The 12,882-nt window shown below is 58.3% G+C and carries 14 protein-coding genes; 4 read left to right on the top strand and 10 right to left on the bottom strand.

From position 1 onward, the window contains the following. Positions 1–219 precede the first annotated feature (219 nt). Entirely contained in the window at positions 220–1,131 is a 912-nt protein-coding gene (locus tag ACI48J_RS05855) for an NAD-dependent epimerase/dehydratase family protein (RefSeq protein WP_405082122.1), read from the top strand. Positions 1,132–1,393: 262 nt separating this feature from the next. On the opposite strand, the gene ACI48J_RS05850 is transcribed toward ACI48J_RS05855, so the two are convergent. From ACI48J_RS05850 to ACI48J_RS05840, 3 genes are read right to left on the bottom strand one after another with little or no spacing between them, the layout of a single operon-like run. Then, a complete protein-coding gene (locus tag ACI48J_RS05850; RefSeq protein WP_405082121.1) occupies positions 1,394–2,434 on the bottom strand; it encodes a glycosyltransferase family 4 protein in 1,041 nt (346 codons plus the stop codon). A gap of 56 nt (positions 2,435–2,490) precedes the next feature. Further along, positions 2,491–2,673 carry a hypothetical protein gene (locus ACI48J_RS05845; protein ID WP_326054262.1) on the bottom strand — a complete coding sequence of 61 codons (183 nt, stop codon included), beginning with the start codon at positions 2,671–2,673 and terminating at the stop codon, positions 2,491–2,493. A gap of 32 nt (positions 2,674–2,705) precedes the next feature. Beyond that, positions 2,706–3,932 (bottom strand): glycosyltransferase family 4 protein, encoded by a 1,227-nt coding sequence (locus ACI48J_RS05840; protein WP_405082120.1) that lies wholly within the window; start codon positions 3,930–3,932, stop codon positions 2,706–2,708. Positions 3,933–4,131: 199 nt separating this feature from the next. Between ACI48J_RS05840 and ACI48J_RS05835 the strand changes: the two genes are divergently transcribed. The 3 genes from ACI48J_RS05835 to ACI48J_RS05825 all read left to right on the top strand — a co-directional run bounded on the left by ACI48J_RS05835 (position 4,132) and on the right by ACI48J_RS05825 (position 6,043). Then, complete coding sequence (locus ACI48J_RS05835; RefSeq protein WP_326054259.1) at positions 4,132–4,485, top strand: hypothetical protein; 354 nt, start codon at positions 4,132–4,134, stop codon at positions 4,483–4,485. Between the two features lie 164 nt (positions 4,486–4,649). Further along, positions 4,650–4,781, top strand: a complete 132-nt coding sequence (locus ACI48J_RS05830) for a hypothetical protein (RefSeq protein WP_326054258.1) — start codon at positions 4,650–4,652, stop codon at positions 4,779–4,781. Between the two features lie 65 nt (positions 4,782–4,846). Beyond that, positions 4,847–6,043, top strand: a complete 1,197-nt coding sequence (locus ACI48J_RS05825; protein ID WP_405082118.1) for a glycosyltransferase family 2 protein — start codon at positions 4,847–4,849, stop codon at positions 6,041–6,043. A 79-nt stretch (positions 6,044–6,122) separates the two neighbouring features. On the opposite strand, the gene ACI48J_RS05820 is transcribed toward ACI48J_RS05825, so the two are convergent. From ACI48J_RS05820 to wecB, 7 genes are read right to left on the bottom strand one after another with little or no spacing between them, the layout of a single operon-like run. Continuing rightward, complete coding sequence (locus tag ACI48J_RS05820; protein WP_326054256.1) at positions 6,123–7,205, bottom strand: glycosyltransferase; 1,083 nt, start codon at positions 7,203–7,205, stop codon at positions 6,123–6,125. A 43-nt stretch (positions 7,206–7,248) separates the two neighbouring features. Then, positions 7,249–7,992 (bottom strand): glycosyltransferase, encoded by a 744-nt coding sequence (locus ACI48J_RS05815; protein WP_405082117.1) that lies wholly within the window; start codon positions 7,990–7,992, stop codon positions 7,249–7,251. 31 nt (positions 7,993–8,023) lie between these two features. After that, complete coding sequence (locus ACI48J_RS05810) at positions 8,024–8,869, bottom strand: glycosyltransferase (protein WP_405082115.1); 846 nt, start codon at positions 8,867–8,869, stop codon at positions 8,024–8,026. A 37-nt stretch (positions 8,870–8,906) separates the two neighbouring features. After that, a complete protein-coding gene (locus ACI48J_RS05805) occupies positions 8,907–9,977 on the bottom strand; it encodes an NAD-dependent epimerase/dehydratase family protein (protein WP_405082114.1) in 1,071 nt (356 codons plus the stop codon). After that, positions 9,962–10,804, bottom strand: coding sequence for an SDR family oxidoreductase (locus ACI48J_RS05800; RefSeq protein WP_405082113.1), 843 nt, complete (start codon positions 10,802–10,804; stop codon positions 9,962–9,964). The genes ACI48J_RS05805 and ACI48J_RS05800 overlap by 16 nt, the downstream gene beginning before the upstream one ends. Beyond that, the gene (locus tag ACI48J_RS05795) at positions 10,801–11,787 is read right to left on the bottom strand and encodes a polysaccharide biosynthesis protein (protein ID WP_405082111.1); all 987 of its coding nucleotides are present in this window, start codon (positions 11,785–11,787) and stop codon (positions 10,801–10,803) included. Before ACI48J_RS05795 ends, ACI48J_RS05800 begins: the two co-directional genes overlap by 4 nt. Further along, a complete protein-coding gene (gene wecB / locus ACI48J_RS05790; protein WP_405082110.1) occupies positions 11,777–12,871 on the bottom strand; it encodes a non-hydrolyzing UDP-N-acetylglucosamine 2-epimerase in 1,095 nt (364 codons plus the stop codon). Before wecB ends, ACI48J_RS05795 begins: the two co-directional genes overlap by 11 nt. Between the last annotated feature and the right edge of the window lie 11 nt (positions 12,872–12,882).

The raw sequence follows: 12,882 nt of genomic DNA, 5'->3' as shown, positions 1-12,882 counted from the left end.
ACCGGCGTCCCTGCAGCCCGCACCCTTTGCGCGGAGAACAAGCATCTTCTTCTATCATATGGACGGGATAACCGGATTGACATGGAGAGAGGCCTTTATCCTTTAAAAAAGGCGGCGGAAACCGGCCGGACCTGCCGTTTCGTCCGCTTGCGCCCGGACCTTCGTCCCGCTGCTTTCATACCATATGGAGGATACAAGCACAGAGAAAAGAGGTGCGTTATGAAAGCCTTAGTCACCGGAGGGGCGGGCTTTATCGGCTCCCACTTGGCCCAAGCGCTCGCGGACGGGGGCCATGAAGTCCATGTGCTCGACAACTTGTCGAGCGGAAGGGCCGAATGGGTGCCCGGCCAAGCCGTTCTTCATGTCCTGGAACTGAACAGCCCGGAGCTTCACAAGCTTGTCGAACGTATCCGCCCCGAAATCGTGTTCCATTTGGCCGCACAAGCCGACGTTCAGAGATCCATAGCCGATCCGGCTTTTGATGCGCAGGTCAACATTACCGGAACGGTGTCGCTCCTTGACGCGTGCCGGAAATCGGCTGTGCGGCGGTTCGTCTTCGCTTCGACGTCCGGGGTGTACGGAGACAGCGTACACGAAAAAATAACGGAGGATATCCCGGCCGCGCCCATTTCGTATTACGGTCAGTCGAAGCTTGCGGCGGAAGGATATATCCGGATTTTTCACAAGCTGTACGGACTGCCCTATACGATTCTCCGTTACGGAAATGTGTACGGCCCGAGGCAGACGCCCAAAGGGGAGGGCGGCGTAGTCGCCGTGTTCCTGCAGCAGCTGCGCCGGGGGCAGCCCATCACGATTCACGGAGACGGCGGGCAGACCCGGGACTTCGTCTATGTCCGGGATGTGGTGGAGGCCAATCTGGCGGCGGCCGCATCTACGGGCTGCGGGCTCTACCATGTCAGCACGGGCCGGAGCACGACCATCCGGCAGCTGGCCGAGCTCATCCGCGAGACCCGGTCGGCGCCTGTTCCGGTCCTGTTCGGCGAAGCCCGGCCCGGCGATATCCGGCACAGCTGTCTGGACAACCGCCGGGCACGGGAAGAGCTGGGCTGGAGCCCCCGGTACCGCATCGCCGACGGGCTGCGGGAAACCTGCGCCGCGTTCCTGCCTTAAGCGGGTCGCGGTTTGCAGGAAAGGGCCGGGAACCCGGCGGTCCCATGCCGATACTGGACCGTCGGCTTGCTGGTGCAGGCCTTATCATGCCGGTGCCATGCCAGCCGCGCGCAGGCCTTATCGTGCCGATACCGGTGCCATGTCGCTGCGTATCGTCTATGCGAATACGGTGTCATTGCCGCTGCCGTGCCGGCGCCCCAAAAAGCAAGCCCCGGTCTATTCCGGATTATCCGGAATACCGGGGCTTGCTTTTGCGAAACAGTCAGCGGCTGTTCCAGATATCGTGAATAGCTTGGGCGAACGCATCCACACTTCTGGTCCACGGCCATTGATAAGAATCATACAGGCCCTGGAGAGCCAGACGGGCCCGCAGCTCTTTATCGTGGATCAGCCGGACGATGTCTGCCCCCAGCCGGTTCTGGTACCGGTAGGAAAGGAGGCAGTTGTGCTCGTGCCGCGCATAATCCGCATTCCCGCCCGAATACGTCGTGACGAGCGCCGCCCCGCATCTCATGGCCTCCAGGCCGGGCAGCGAACCGGAATCGTAGAGCGAAGAGCTGACGTAGATATCGGTTTTGTTGTAGAGGTAGCGCAGCTCCTCGTCGTTATTGGGCAGACAGAATTGAAAATTGCCCGTGTCGCGAAGGCGCTGCAGACTCGGTGCGGTATGAAATTCGTCGGGCGGGCAGATCAGATTGATTTCCGTATCGGGATAATGATGTTTGACGAACGCAAGCTGGCTGACCAGATAATCCTGGTCGCGGTGCCAGGCGATCCCTCCCTCCGAGTTGCGGACGACAGCGGAAATTTTGACAGCGGGCGGGGTGGATTCCCGGAGGTTCAGATTTTGCATGAACGGTCCGAGTCCGATCGGGACGATATGTCCGCGGATGCCGTGATTGAGCTCGATCAGCCTTTGCTGCCACTGGGACAGGACGATAAGATGCGGCGTCGTATGATAGGTGGGGAACGTGATATGATCGTCCGGCAGAAAAGTCGGCTCGTAACAAAGACTGAACCGAACATGAACGCTCCGGTCCCGCTCGCTCGCTTCCACGCATGCGGGCACGGTCGTGTAGAAGTTGGAGACGACTACGTCTCCGGGCGGAATATCATCCGCGTCCAGCGTAATACTGTGACGACCCCGGACAATCCGGGCCCGGATATCGAACTTGACTTCGGCATGAGCGGGCATCACGATGGTGACGTCGTAACCGCGGTCCGCCAATCCGTTCGTAATTTCCGCCAGCATCCGCTGGGCCCCGCCGAAATTCAAGGTGAGGATAGGAAACACCAGCCTCATGCTTTTCCTCCTTTCATGGACACGTCGGCCGTACCGGTTCTCTGCGTGCCGGCGGCCTACCCGTTCGGGTGGCTGTTCAAAATATGCTGGATAACCGGGTCCGGCATCCGGTAGTTGTCCGGGAGCCCGGCTCTGATCCGGTTCCACAGCTTGTAATCGACCAGATACTCCGGGTTCGACACTTGCACGGAAAAAAGCGAATTGTACAGGTCGCCCATCACATACACTTTCTCGCTCATGTTCCTTCTCCTTTCTGTCCTCGCAAGGAAAATCAGGCTTGAGCGGCTTTGGCGATCGCCCTGCCGTATACATCGAGAAGCCGCTGAACCATCAGATCCATGGACCAGTGGACGGCCCCCCACTCCCCGGCTTCTCTGCCCATCGCTTCCCGCATAGCCGTGTTCTCCAGCAGCGTGTATAAGTGGGTGAACAACTGCTGGCTGTTGCCCGACGGGAAGATAAGTCCCGTACGGCCGTGCTCGACCATCTCGGGTACGCCCGTGGCGTCGCTGACGACCGACGGCTTCCCTGCAAGCTGCGCTTCTATCAGCGACAACGGCTGATTGTCTACATAGCTCGGCTGCACGAAGATGTCGGACTGGGCAAGCAGATAAGGCACGTCACTCCGCCTGCCCAGAAACTGGACCGTATCCAGCAGCCCCAGCTCCGTGCACTGCCGGTTAAGCTCCGCTTCCAGCTCGCCTTCTCCCACGATCCAGCAGACGAAATCGTCCCGCACCGTCCGGAGCAGGCCCACCGCTTCGATAAGCAGCGACACCCCCTTGATCGGGATGAGGCGGCCGGTGAAAATAATGGCTTTTTTTCCCGGCGGTTTATAAATCGGGGTGGCGGAGCTTGCCATCTGCGCATAGAAATCGCCCGTAGCGTACCCGTACTGAAACACCTCGACCTGATGCTCGGGAACGGAGTATTCCGTGGTCAGCAGGCGTTTCAGCCACTGGGAGGAGGCGATCGTAATATCGCTGCTCGTGGCGCCGAGATGCTCGATAGCCGATTGGAACCGCCAGATGAGCGACTCTCCCAGGTTGACGTTATTTTCCATCAGATGCAGCTTGATCTCGTGGGCCACCGAGCCGTGCAGGCTGGCGACGAGTCCCGTCCGCGGAGATTTGACCCGCCGGAAAGAACGTGTGGCCAGGACGTCCTGCGTATGAATCACGTCGTATTGCTCCAGCCCGAAATAGGCGGCGGCCAGCTCCATGCACAAGGTGTTCATTTCAAAATGCGAAAGCCAGGAGCTGGAATGAAGAATCGGATACAGCTCGGGGCTTATTTTCTTTTCCAGAAAAGGCCTGACCGCCTCTTTATGAAAAACACGGCCGCTGAACGGCATATGAAACACACTTTCATCTTCGCTGTTGCCGAATACATCGACCTCGTGGCCGAGCGCCTCCAGCTTTTCTTTCATTTTGACCATAAGCGGCCATACTCCGCCCAAATGCGGTAACCGCCAGTAAGTGGCAAGCAGTATTTTCAAGAATGTCCCCTCTTTTCTGCGTGAGACTCACAAAGCTGCGTTCAGCACCGGCATGCCTTTATCCCTACACTATATGCGGCTGTTCTCCTCCTTCACGGGTCGTTTGCCTCACCGGGCTCAAAATGTGTACGTGTCCATACGTCTGCGCGGCAATTTCATATACTGAACTATGCCGGATTGAACGGAAGGGAAGGTGACCATGTCTATTTACCTTTTTGACGCCTACGAGTTCGGACCTTACGACTCGCGTTATATCCAGAGTTTCGATCTTGTCTTTCAAAACATCGCCCAGCGGCATTTCGACGTTCTTATACAGGGCTATCAAGGCCAGAACCGTTTTCTTCTGGGGCTCTACCATCTCGATCCCGCTCCGCTGCCCGGTTCGATTGCCCATCTGCCGACGGTATATAATCACAACCAGCCCTTTACGCTCCACATTCACACGAATCTGACCAATCCTTATCCCCTGGCGATGACTATGTACGCTAAAAACGAAGGGGTTCTTGTCGCCACATTCACAGCGAATGAATTGACGGTCATCGATCCGCTCTGACTGACTGTGCCGGGATTTGCCCGTAAAAAAAGGCCCTTCTTTCGGAAGCGGCCTTTTAGGGTTGTTTTCTTTAGCGGCTTGCGGCTACCGATACGACGGTTTCAAGCGTTCGATCACTTCCCGAGCCAGCTTCATGCCAACGACGGAATAGGGGGAAGCTCCGTTTGAAGAACACGATGCGCAGGCACGATATTGTTGAAAGTGTCCAATCCGAATACGGAAGCTGCGACCGGAAATTATTCGTCTCCCCTGCCAATGTCCACACCCGTCAAATGCGGCGGAATAAACTGAAGTAAACATCCGGCGCGACGGCGGTACGTTGTCTGTCCGAGCAATCAGCCAGGAAAGAAGGGAGCTTTACATGAGTGATGTCGGCATTGTTATGCCGGTTTATTTGCAGAGGCCGTCTTATTTGCAAGAAGCCATCGAAACCATCCTTAACCAGACCTATGCAAATTTCCGCTTTATCATTGTGATCGACGGCGTATCGGAACAAATGGGACCGCAAATCCGGCAGTTGACGGCCCACGATCCGCGCGTTGAGATTTTGGAGAACGAACGGAATGCAGGCGTATCCGCTTCATTGAACCGGGGATTCCGGCGGCTTTTTGAAGATCCCCGCATCCGGTATGTGACCTGGGTGTCGAGCGACAACCGCACCCATCCCTACTTTATCGAGCTTCTGCGGCATGAGCTTGCGCATGCGCCTGAGGAAGTCGGGCTGGTCTACAGCTGTTTCCGTGAGATAGACGCGGACGGACTGCCGCTTCGCGACGAGGCTTTTCAGGAGGAATTCCGCCGGTATCAGAATAAGCCGAAAGAAGAACTTCTCGACGTATGCATCGTCGGCGTATCTTTTATGTACAAATCGTGCTACGCCCGGAAAATCGCCGGGTATCACATGGAGCCCGTCGAAGACTACGAATATTGGCTGAGATTATCTCATCTGTGCGAGCTGCGCTATATTCCCGTGGAACTCGTGGAATACCGGGTCGATTCGGATTACAGCATTTCCGCCAAGCTCAAGGGATCTATCCAGCAGCACCGGCGCTGGCGTCACGCATTCCGCTTGACCAAAAAGCAAGCCAGGGAAAGACAAAGCATTCCTCTGGAAACGACCGTTTACTTACCGGTGACCGATGCGTCCGGGAGTCTCCCCGACCGGCTCGACCGGCTCCTGGACCAGTACTACAGCAACTTTCAGGTGGTCGTGGTCGACGTAACCCCCGGTCAAGCGTCAGCGGGTTTGCTTCACGAGATACGGGACCCTCTGCTGAGCACCCGATTCTTTCCCGGCATGCCGCCTATCGAAGCCGTTCACGCCTGCCTGGAAGAGCTTGCGACCCCGTTCGCCGCCATCGCTTACAGGGAGCGAGATTTTGAATACATGGATCTGCAAATCTTGACGGCCGCCCTGCGAAGCGCCCCCGAAGGCGCTTATTCCGTCTGCTACAACGGCGACCGGAGCGATCTCGCGTACCGCTTCGATCCTCGTGCGGGCATGCCCTCAACCGAACTGTTTCGTTCAGCGAAGCTGAAGGAGCTACTGCTTCGCTAGACCGCCTCAGTCTTCTTGTGCCTCGGTCTCTATCGTGCGCGTACGCGAAAAAACGCTTGGCGGAGTCCGCCAAGCGTTTTTAACCATGCTGCGTAACGAGCCCGATTCCAAGCGCGCCCAGCATGCAGGAAAACTGCCGGGCGTACAGGCCCGGAGAAAATTGTTCCGCCGCATGCCGGCTCGCTCTGAAGCGGATTTCCTCCCGCAGCGGGACGTTGTCCATGAGCTCCGAAATTTGCCGGTACGCCTCTTCATGGTCGTCGTGGGGATAGAACCTTCCCGTTACGCCGTCCGCGATAAAGCTCCTGACTCCGTCCGAATCCGTCGAGACGACGGGACACCGGCAGCACATGGCTTCCAGCACCGCATAGCCGAATCCTTCCACGCGTGAGGTCGAGAGCAGCACGCCGCCGGAATCGCCGATGACGGAATACTGCCGTGCCATTTCTTTGTGCGGAAGGTTCGCCAGCACCGTCAAGCGGGAACCCAGCTCGTAATCCGCAACCAGCTTACGGAACTCTCCCTCTTCCGATCCGAGCGTATTATCCACATACATGCGAATTTCGACCGGACGGCCCCGCGTTTTGAACAAGCGTCCGACCTCCAGAAGACTCCGCCAGTTCTTGTTCGGCTCGATCCTTCCTACCCACCCGACGATGGGAACCGGAGCTACGGAATGTCTTTCAAAACGGAAGCTTTCCATATCGATACAATTATGAAAGCTGAACCTTTTCATCCGGGCGTAGTACGTCTCGAAAATCCGGATCAGGTGCGGGGTGCGGGGATACAGCACGGCATCGGCGTGCAGGATGAGCAGCGGGGAAATCCGTTTCAGAATAAATTCCGCCTCCTCCACGCTCCCCAGTCCCTGCGCCTCGTAAATGATTTTGCCCGTGTAGCCGCTTGACCGCAGGGGCAGAATCAGTTCGGCCACCGTAGAGATGATAACCGCTTCGAACCGTTCCCGGTTGACAAGCTCCGTAATCTCTTTCTCGTCTTTCGTCACGTAAACGGGCACCCCGTCCAGGTTCTGCATCCCCGTTCCTTCATGCAAATACAGCAGGCTGCACGAGATGCCGATCTTCTTCAGCGCGATAACCCGTTGGCGGTTCAGAGTCTCCATCCCTCCGCTCGGGATATAGAACACGAATAAAAGCTTCATGGCACACCTTCTTTCAAGCTGATGCGGGAGACGGGACGGGTCCCTATCTCCCGGCTTCCAAGGAAGCGATACGGGCGGCCAGCAGCGGGTTGTAACGGGCACGCAGCATATCCACCTCGCGCTGGATTGCCGGCTGGTGATTCCGGCTGCCCATCTCCCGGTGGAGCCGGTATTGGGTCAGCTTCTCGTTCAGGAACTCGATCCGGACCCCTGCTGCGGCAAGGCGGAGCCACATCTCCAGGTCCTGCGTGTACTTGCACGTCTCGTCGAAAAATCCGTAACGGCGGAACAGACTTTTGTGCATCAGGACGGTGCATCCGTTGATCGGGTTGTACTGGAGCATGTAGGTGTACAGCTTCGTGGACGTATTGAAATACTGCGTGTTTCCCGGATCGGTAGGAAAATTAGGCGCGTACAGGACTCTCCCGTGCTCGTCGACAATCTCGTAGTTCGTAAAGCCGATGTCCGCATTCGCCGAGGCCAGCCCGTTAAGCTGAACCGCCAGTTTATGCGGGTGAAAACGGTCGTCCGAACTGAGCCAGGCGATATACTCGCCCGAAGCGTGCCGGATTCCGTGGTTGAGCGCCGAGGCCGTTCCCCCGTTTGCTTTCCCCAAATAGTGGATCCACGGCAAGTACGGCGTTATTTTATCCTGATGCAGGGTCGAACCGTCGTCCATCACGATGATTTCCCGGTCGGGATACGTCTGGCTTAGCGCGCTGACGATCGCCTGATCCACATATGCGCAATTGTAAAAAGGGATTATGATGCTCACCCGGGGCGGCATTGCCCACCTCCTTCCCGCAGTCGCCTGCCCGTTATCTGCGCTTTTTAACCCCTTTGCCGGGCTTCCCCTTACGGGATTTGACCGTGTTAGTCCGACGTTTGCGAGGCCGTGCAGCCGGGCGTTTGCGAGGCCGCAATGCCGGACGCCTTCTTCCGGACAGAAGCCGCCTCTGGCTTCGCGAATGCCGCAGCAAATCGTTCCGGTAACGGTTGCGGACGCTTAACACTTCCTCCCAGATGGCAGGCTGGTAGAGCATGGTTCCCATGCCGCCGTGAAGGCGGTACAGCGTAAGCGGGGCATCCAGGAAATCCAGCGGATAACCCGCCAGCAGCACGCGGATCCAGAACTCGTAATCCTGGGTATAAAGGAGTGTCTCGTCAAAATATCCGACCGCCCCGAACAAATCCCGGCGCATCATGACCGTGCAGCCGTTGACGGGACAGATCGACAGGAAGGCGCGCGTAAACTCATGAGGATACCGGTACCTGGACGCCACATTCGCCTGCGTGACGGCTCCCGCCTCGTTGATCTGGTCGAAGGCCGTATGGCTGAAGATCGAGTTCCGTTCCAGCATGAACTGCACCTGACGCCCGATTTTATCCGGGTAAAAAAGATCGTCGGAGCTCAGCCAGGCCACATAGTCCCCCGTGGCGAGAGCGAAACCCATATTCAGAGCGGATGCGGCTCCCCCGTTTTCTTTTCCGATATAAATCAGCCGGTCCATATAGGGCTCCAGTTTTTCTTTGTGCAGCGTGGAGCCGTCATCCACTACAATCAGCTCGATATTGGTATAGGTCTGGTTCAGCACGCTGGAAACCGCCTGATCCACGTACGGACAGTTATAGAAGGGAATCACGACCGTTACTTTCGGCAGCATGCATTCACCTCTTTTCCTTCAAAGGTGCTAGCGGTCGTCAGATCCGCCTGTAATAATCCAGCGCATCCGACAGGGACGTTTCGAACGGAATCCGCGCCGACCAGCCCAGCGCCTTCAGGGCCGAGACATCCATCGGCCTGACAGGCTCCGGACGCGGCTTGTTCTCGACCTCCAGAGGCAGCGCCGCCGGAGTCAGCGAGCGGAAGACCGAGACGATCTCGCCGAGCGGACGCAGCCGCTCCGATCCGATGCGGTAAACCGCTCCCGGCTCTCCGTGGCCGAGGATGGTTTCGTAGGCCGAGACCGCGTCCCGCACATCGAGATAATCGCGCTCCTCGCCGAGGGACGACAGCCGGAACGGTTCCGGCGGACCGCCCTTCTCCAGGGCCGCGATTTTGCGGGCGAGCAGCCCGCAGATGCCGCCGGAAGGACCCGGACCGACCAGGTTGGACGGCAGCGCCACCATGATCTGCTGCGAGAACCACCGGTGCCAGGACCGGGCGGCGTACAGCAGCAGCATTTTGCTGAAGCCGTACGGATGCGGGAGCGGCTCGCCGGGTTCGGCCGCGCCGAGCATGGAGCCCGCGACGAGAATCCGCGTGCCGGGCCGCGTACGCAGCGCTTCCAGCAGATACACGGAAGCCATCACATTCGCCTGCAGGAACGCGGCCGGGTCCTTCCACGATTCGGCGACGGAATTGCGCCCGGCCAGGTGGAGCACCCAGTCCGGCTCCACTTCCGCTGCCAGCGCCGACACGTCCTCCCGCCGGGTCAGATCGCAGGCATAGAGCGTTCCGGCAGGCATCCCGCCGGGCCGGCCGGCGGAAAACGGCGCTTGACGCGCACGGAACGCATCCGGCGGATAACCCGCATGGGACGAACCGGGCCCGCCGGCCGCGCCCGGTTCGCGGTGCGCCTCCGCCCGGTCCGGTACGGCTCCGGCGCCCCCGTCCGGTTTGCCGTCCAAGGCTCCCCCGCCCCCCGGCTTGCCTTGCGACGGATCCGCGCTGCGGACGACCGCGGCGACTTCATAGCCTTTGGAGACAAAATAATCACAGGCGGCGCGGCCCGTAAAGCCGCCCGCCCCGGTGATCAGGATTCGAGGCATTGCACACACATCCATTCATCCAGTTCCTTCAGCATCGTTTCATACCCCGGAATGGCGTAGTTCAGATCGCTGCGCGTATTTTTAAGCGTGCGGTTCAAGCGGACGGAAGCGTTCTTGCGCACCTCTATATCCGTGCGCCCGAACTGCTTGCGGAACAGATTCAGCAGCTCGTATTTGCTCACCTTGACAGGCGCCGTCAAATGTACGAGGCCCGTCAGTTCCGGACGCTGCAGGGCGTGCCCGACAAATTTGGCGAGCTCCAGCGTGGTGACGCCGTTCCAGTAAGCTCTCGTGTAGCCGCCCACTTCCCCCTCCCGGCTCAGGAACCATTGCAGAAGCCCGATGCCCGATGCCCGGATTTCAGGGCCGATGATCGACGTGCGGACCGTCAGGTGCGGGGCCTCCCGGACCTCCCCAAGCGCCTTGGACCGCCCGTATACACTGGTGCCGTCCGGCACGTCATCCTCCGTATGGTCCCCGTGGCGGCCCGAGAAGACACAGTCCGTGCTGATATGAATAAGCCGGCCCCCGGTCCCGAGGACCGCTTCCGCCAGATCGTGCGGAAAAATCCCGTTGACGCGATAGGCGTTAACGGGGTCCGCTTCGGCAAACTGGTTTAGCACACCGATACAGTTAATGACGGCATCGGGACGGAACGTTTCGATGATGCCCCGGATCCGGGCCGTATCCCTGGCATCGGCAAGCAGCCCTTCCCGGTCGTTCCCGTCCCGCGTTGTATAAGCGACCTGAAATCCGGGCAGACGGCGCAGGTACCGGACCATCACATGTCCCGCCATCCCCTGTCCGCCGGTGACGAGCAGCTTCATGCAAGAAAACCTCCTTTAACGAGCAGGGCACGGATCTCCTCTTTTTCCATCAAATTGTCTTTGGACGAAAAGCTGCTGATTTCCGCCTTGGGATAAGAAGCGTAGTGATCCTTGAGCCCGGGAATCTCCAGAGTCGGCAGAATGACCAGATATACCTCGTCGTAAAGCACCGTCGTCTGGCTTTCGAATTCCGTAAGCAAAATCTCGTGGATCTTCTCGCCGGGTCTCGTTCCGGTTTCCACGATTGCCACTCCCGTCTTGCCGGAAGCTTCGACAAGCACATCGGCCAGATCGAGAATTTTGCAGGTCGGCATCGTCATGACGAATATCTCGCCGCCTACACTTTCTTCCGAAGCTTTAAAAAGCAGGGAAATCGCCTCTTCGAGCGTCAGGAAAAAGCGGGTCATGGCTTTATCCGTAATCGAAATCTGATTCTTCTCGTGGATCTGCTTGTGGAACAAGTGAATCACGCTGCCGTTGGTTCCCAGCACGTTGCCGCCCCGGACACAGACGAACTTCGTATCCGTCCGCAAAAGGTTGGCTTGAACGATCAGCTTCTCCCCGATCGCTTTGGTCATGCCGTAGAAGTTGGAAGGATTGGCCGCTTTGTCCGTCGAGATGTAGATGACTTTCTTGACCTTGTTCTCGATGGCCGCCTCGATAACATACTGGGTGCCGACTACGTTGGTTTTGAGCGCTTCGTAGGGCTGCTCCTCGCAAACCGGAACGTGCTTGAGGGCGGCCAGATGGAACACATAATCCACCTCTTCCGTCGCGCGGATCAAAGCTTCGCGGTCGCGGATATCCCCGATGCAGAAGCTGAGACGGTTATCTTCAAAAGAACGCTGCATCGCCACCTGAGTCGATTCGTTCCGGGAAAATACAATGATTTCCTTGGGGTCCTGCGGAAGAAGCTGCCGGATCAATTCAAAGCCCCAAGAACCGGTTCCGCCGGTTACCAATATCCTCGTATTACGAAACATGAAGGTTCCCTCCCAGTACATATTTCACGACTTTTGCCGATACGTCCGTGTCCAGATAGCCTTCCGGGCATTCCCAGTCCCGGGGCATACGCGTCATCAGGCCGGCGGCGGATACAATCCGTTCCGCATCCAGTCCCGACACCACATTGCTGCCACAGTCAATCGTCTCCGGACGTTCGGTCGTCCGGCGCACGGTAACGGTAGGCACGTGGAAAATGCAGCATTCTTCCTGAACCGTCCCGCTGTCCGTCAGGACGCAGTCCGCATTCTTCTCCAGCTTCACGAAATCGAAAAATCCGAAAGGTTCGTGAAACTCGACCAGCGGATGAATGCTCAGGCTGTCTTCCGCCTCCAGGCGGGACTTGGTGCGGGGATGCAGGCTGCACAGGATGCGTTTGCCGAAGCGTTCCGCCACCCCGCTCAGGCCGTTCATGATTTCGCGCAGATGAACGGGATGATCCACATTCTCCGCCCGGTGGATGGTTGCCGCGAAATACCCGCCCGGCGTCAGGCTCAGACGCTCCAGCACGTCGCTTTGCTCGATTTGGCCGCTGTAGTGCCGCAGCACTTCGTAAATCGGATTGCCGGTACGGACGATGCGCTGGCTCGGCACGCCCTCCCTGACCAGATGTTCTTTGCTCTGTTTCGTGTACGGCATGTTTATCGTGGACACCGCATCGATAATGCGGCGGTTTTTCTCTTCGGGTACAGTCAGATCGTAGCAGCGGTTGCCCGCCTCCATATGAATGACGGGAATGCCCATTCTCTCGGCCAGTACCGCGCCCAGGGCGCTGTTCGTATCGCCCAGCAGCAGGACACGGTCGGGCCGCTCCGTGTTCAGGATCGTCTCCAGCTCGCCGAACATCGTCGCAAGCTGCGCACCCAGAGACTGCTGCCGGTCCTGAAGCACATGGTCAGGCTGCCGCAATCCGAGTTCCCGGAAGAACACGTCGCTGAGCGTATACGTAAAGTTCTGGCCCGTGTGCACCACGACATGTTTCTCCGCCAATTCGTCAAGCTTGCGCATGATCAGGCTCAGCCGGATAATTTCCGGCCGTGTGCCGAGCAACGTCACGATTTTCAACGGTGCCACCT

This window comes from Paenibacillus chitinolyticus, assembly GCF_045038035.1.
Lineage (GTDB): Bacteria > Bacillota > Bacilli > Paenibacillales > NBRC-103111 > Paenibacillus_F > Paenibacillus_F chitinolyticus_A.
Note: the sequence above shows the minus strand (reverse complement) of the source record. Positions and strands in the feature narration are given on the sequence as shown.

Excerpts from the sequence above, each read along its gene's own strand:
- ACI48J_RS05855 (WP_405082122.1), top strand. The coding sequence starts at position 220 with ATGAAAGCCTTAGTCACCGGAGGGGCGGGCTTTATCGGCTCCCACTTG.
- ACI48J_RS05850 (WP_405082121.1), bottom strand. The coding sequence starts at position 2,434 with ATGAGGCTGGTGTTTCCTATCCTCACCTTGAATTTCGGCGGGGCCCAG.
- ACI48J_RS05845 (WP_326054262.1), bottom strand. The coding sequence starts at position 2,673 with ATGAGCGAGAAAGTGTATGTGATGGGCGACCTGTACAATTCGCTTTTT.
- ACI48J_RS05835 (WP_326054259.1), top strand. The coding sequence starts at position 4,132 with ATGTCTATTTACCTTTTTGACGCCTACGAGTTCGGACCTTACGACTCG.
- ACI48J_RS05825 (WP_405082118.1), top strand. The coding sequence starts at position 4,847 with ATGAGTGATGTCGGCATTGTTATGCCGGTTTATTTGCAGAGGCCGTCT.
- ACI48J_RS05820 (WP_326054256.1), bottom strand. The coding sequence starts at position 7,205 with ATGAAGCTTTTATTCGTGTTCTATATCCCGAGCGGAGGGATGGAGACT.
- ACI48J_RS05815 (WP_405082117.1), bottom strand. The coding sequence starts at position 7,992 with ATGCCGCCCCGGGTGAGCATCATAATCCCTTTTTACAATTGCGCATAT.
- ACI48J_RS05810 (WP_405082115.1), bottom strand. The coding sequence starts at position 8,869 with ATGCTGCCGAAAGTAACGGTCGTGATTCCCTTCTATAACTGTCCGTAC.
- ACI48J_RS05805 (WP_405082114.1), bottom strand. The coding sequence starts at position 9,977 with ATGCCTCGAATCCTGATCACCGGGGCGGGCGGCTTTACGGGCCGCGCC.
- ACI48J_RS05800 (WP_405082113.1), bottom strand. The coding sequence starts at position 10,804 with ATGAAGCTGCTCGTCACCGGCGGACAGGGGATGGCGGGACATGTGATG.
- ACI48J_RS05795 (WP_405082111.1), bottom strand. The coding sequence starts at position 11,787 with ATGTTTCGTAATACGAGGATATTGGTAACCGGCGGAACCGGTTCTTGG.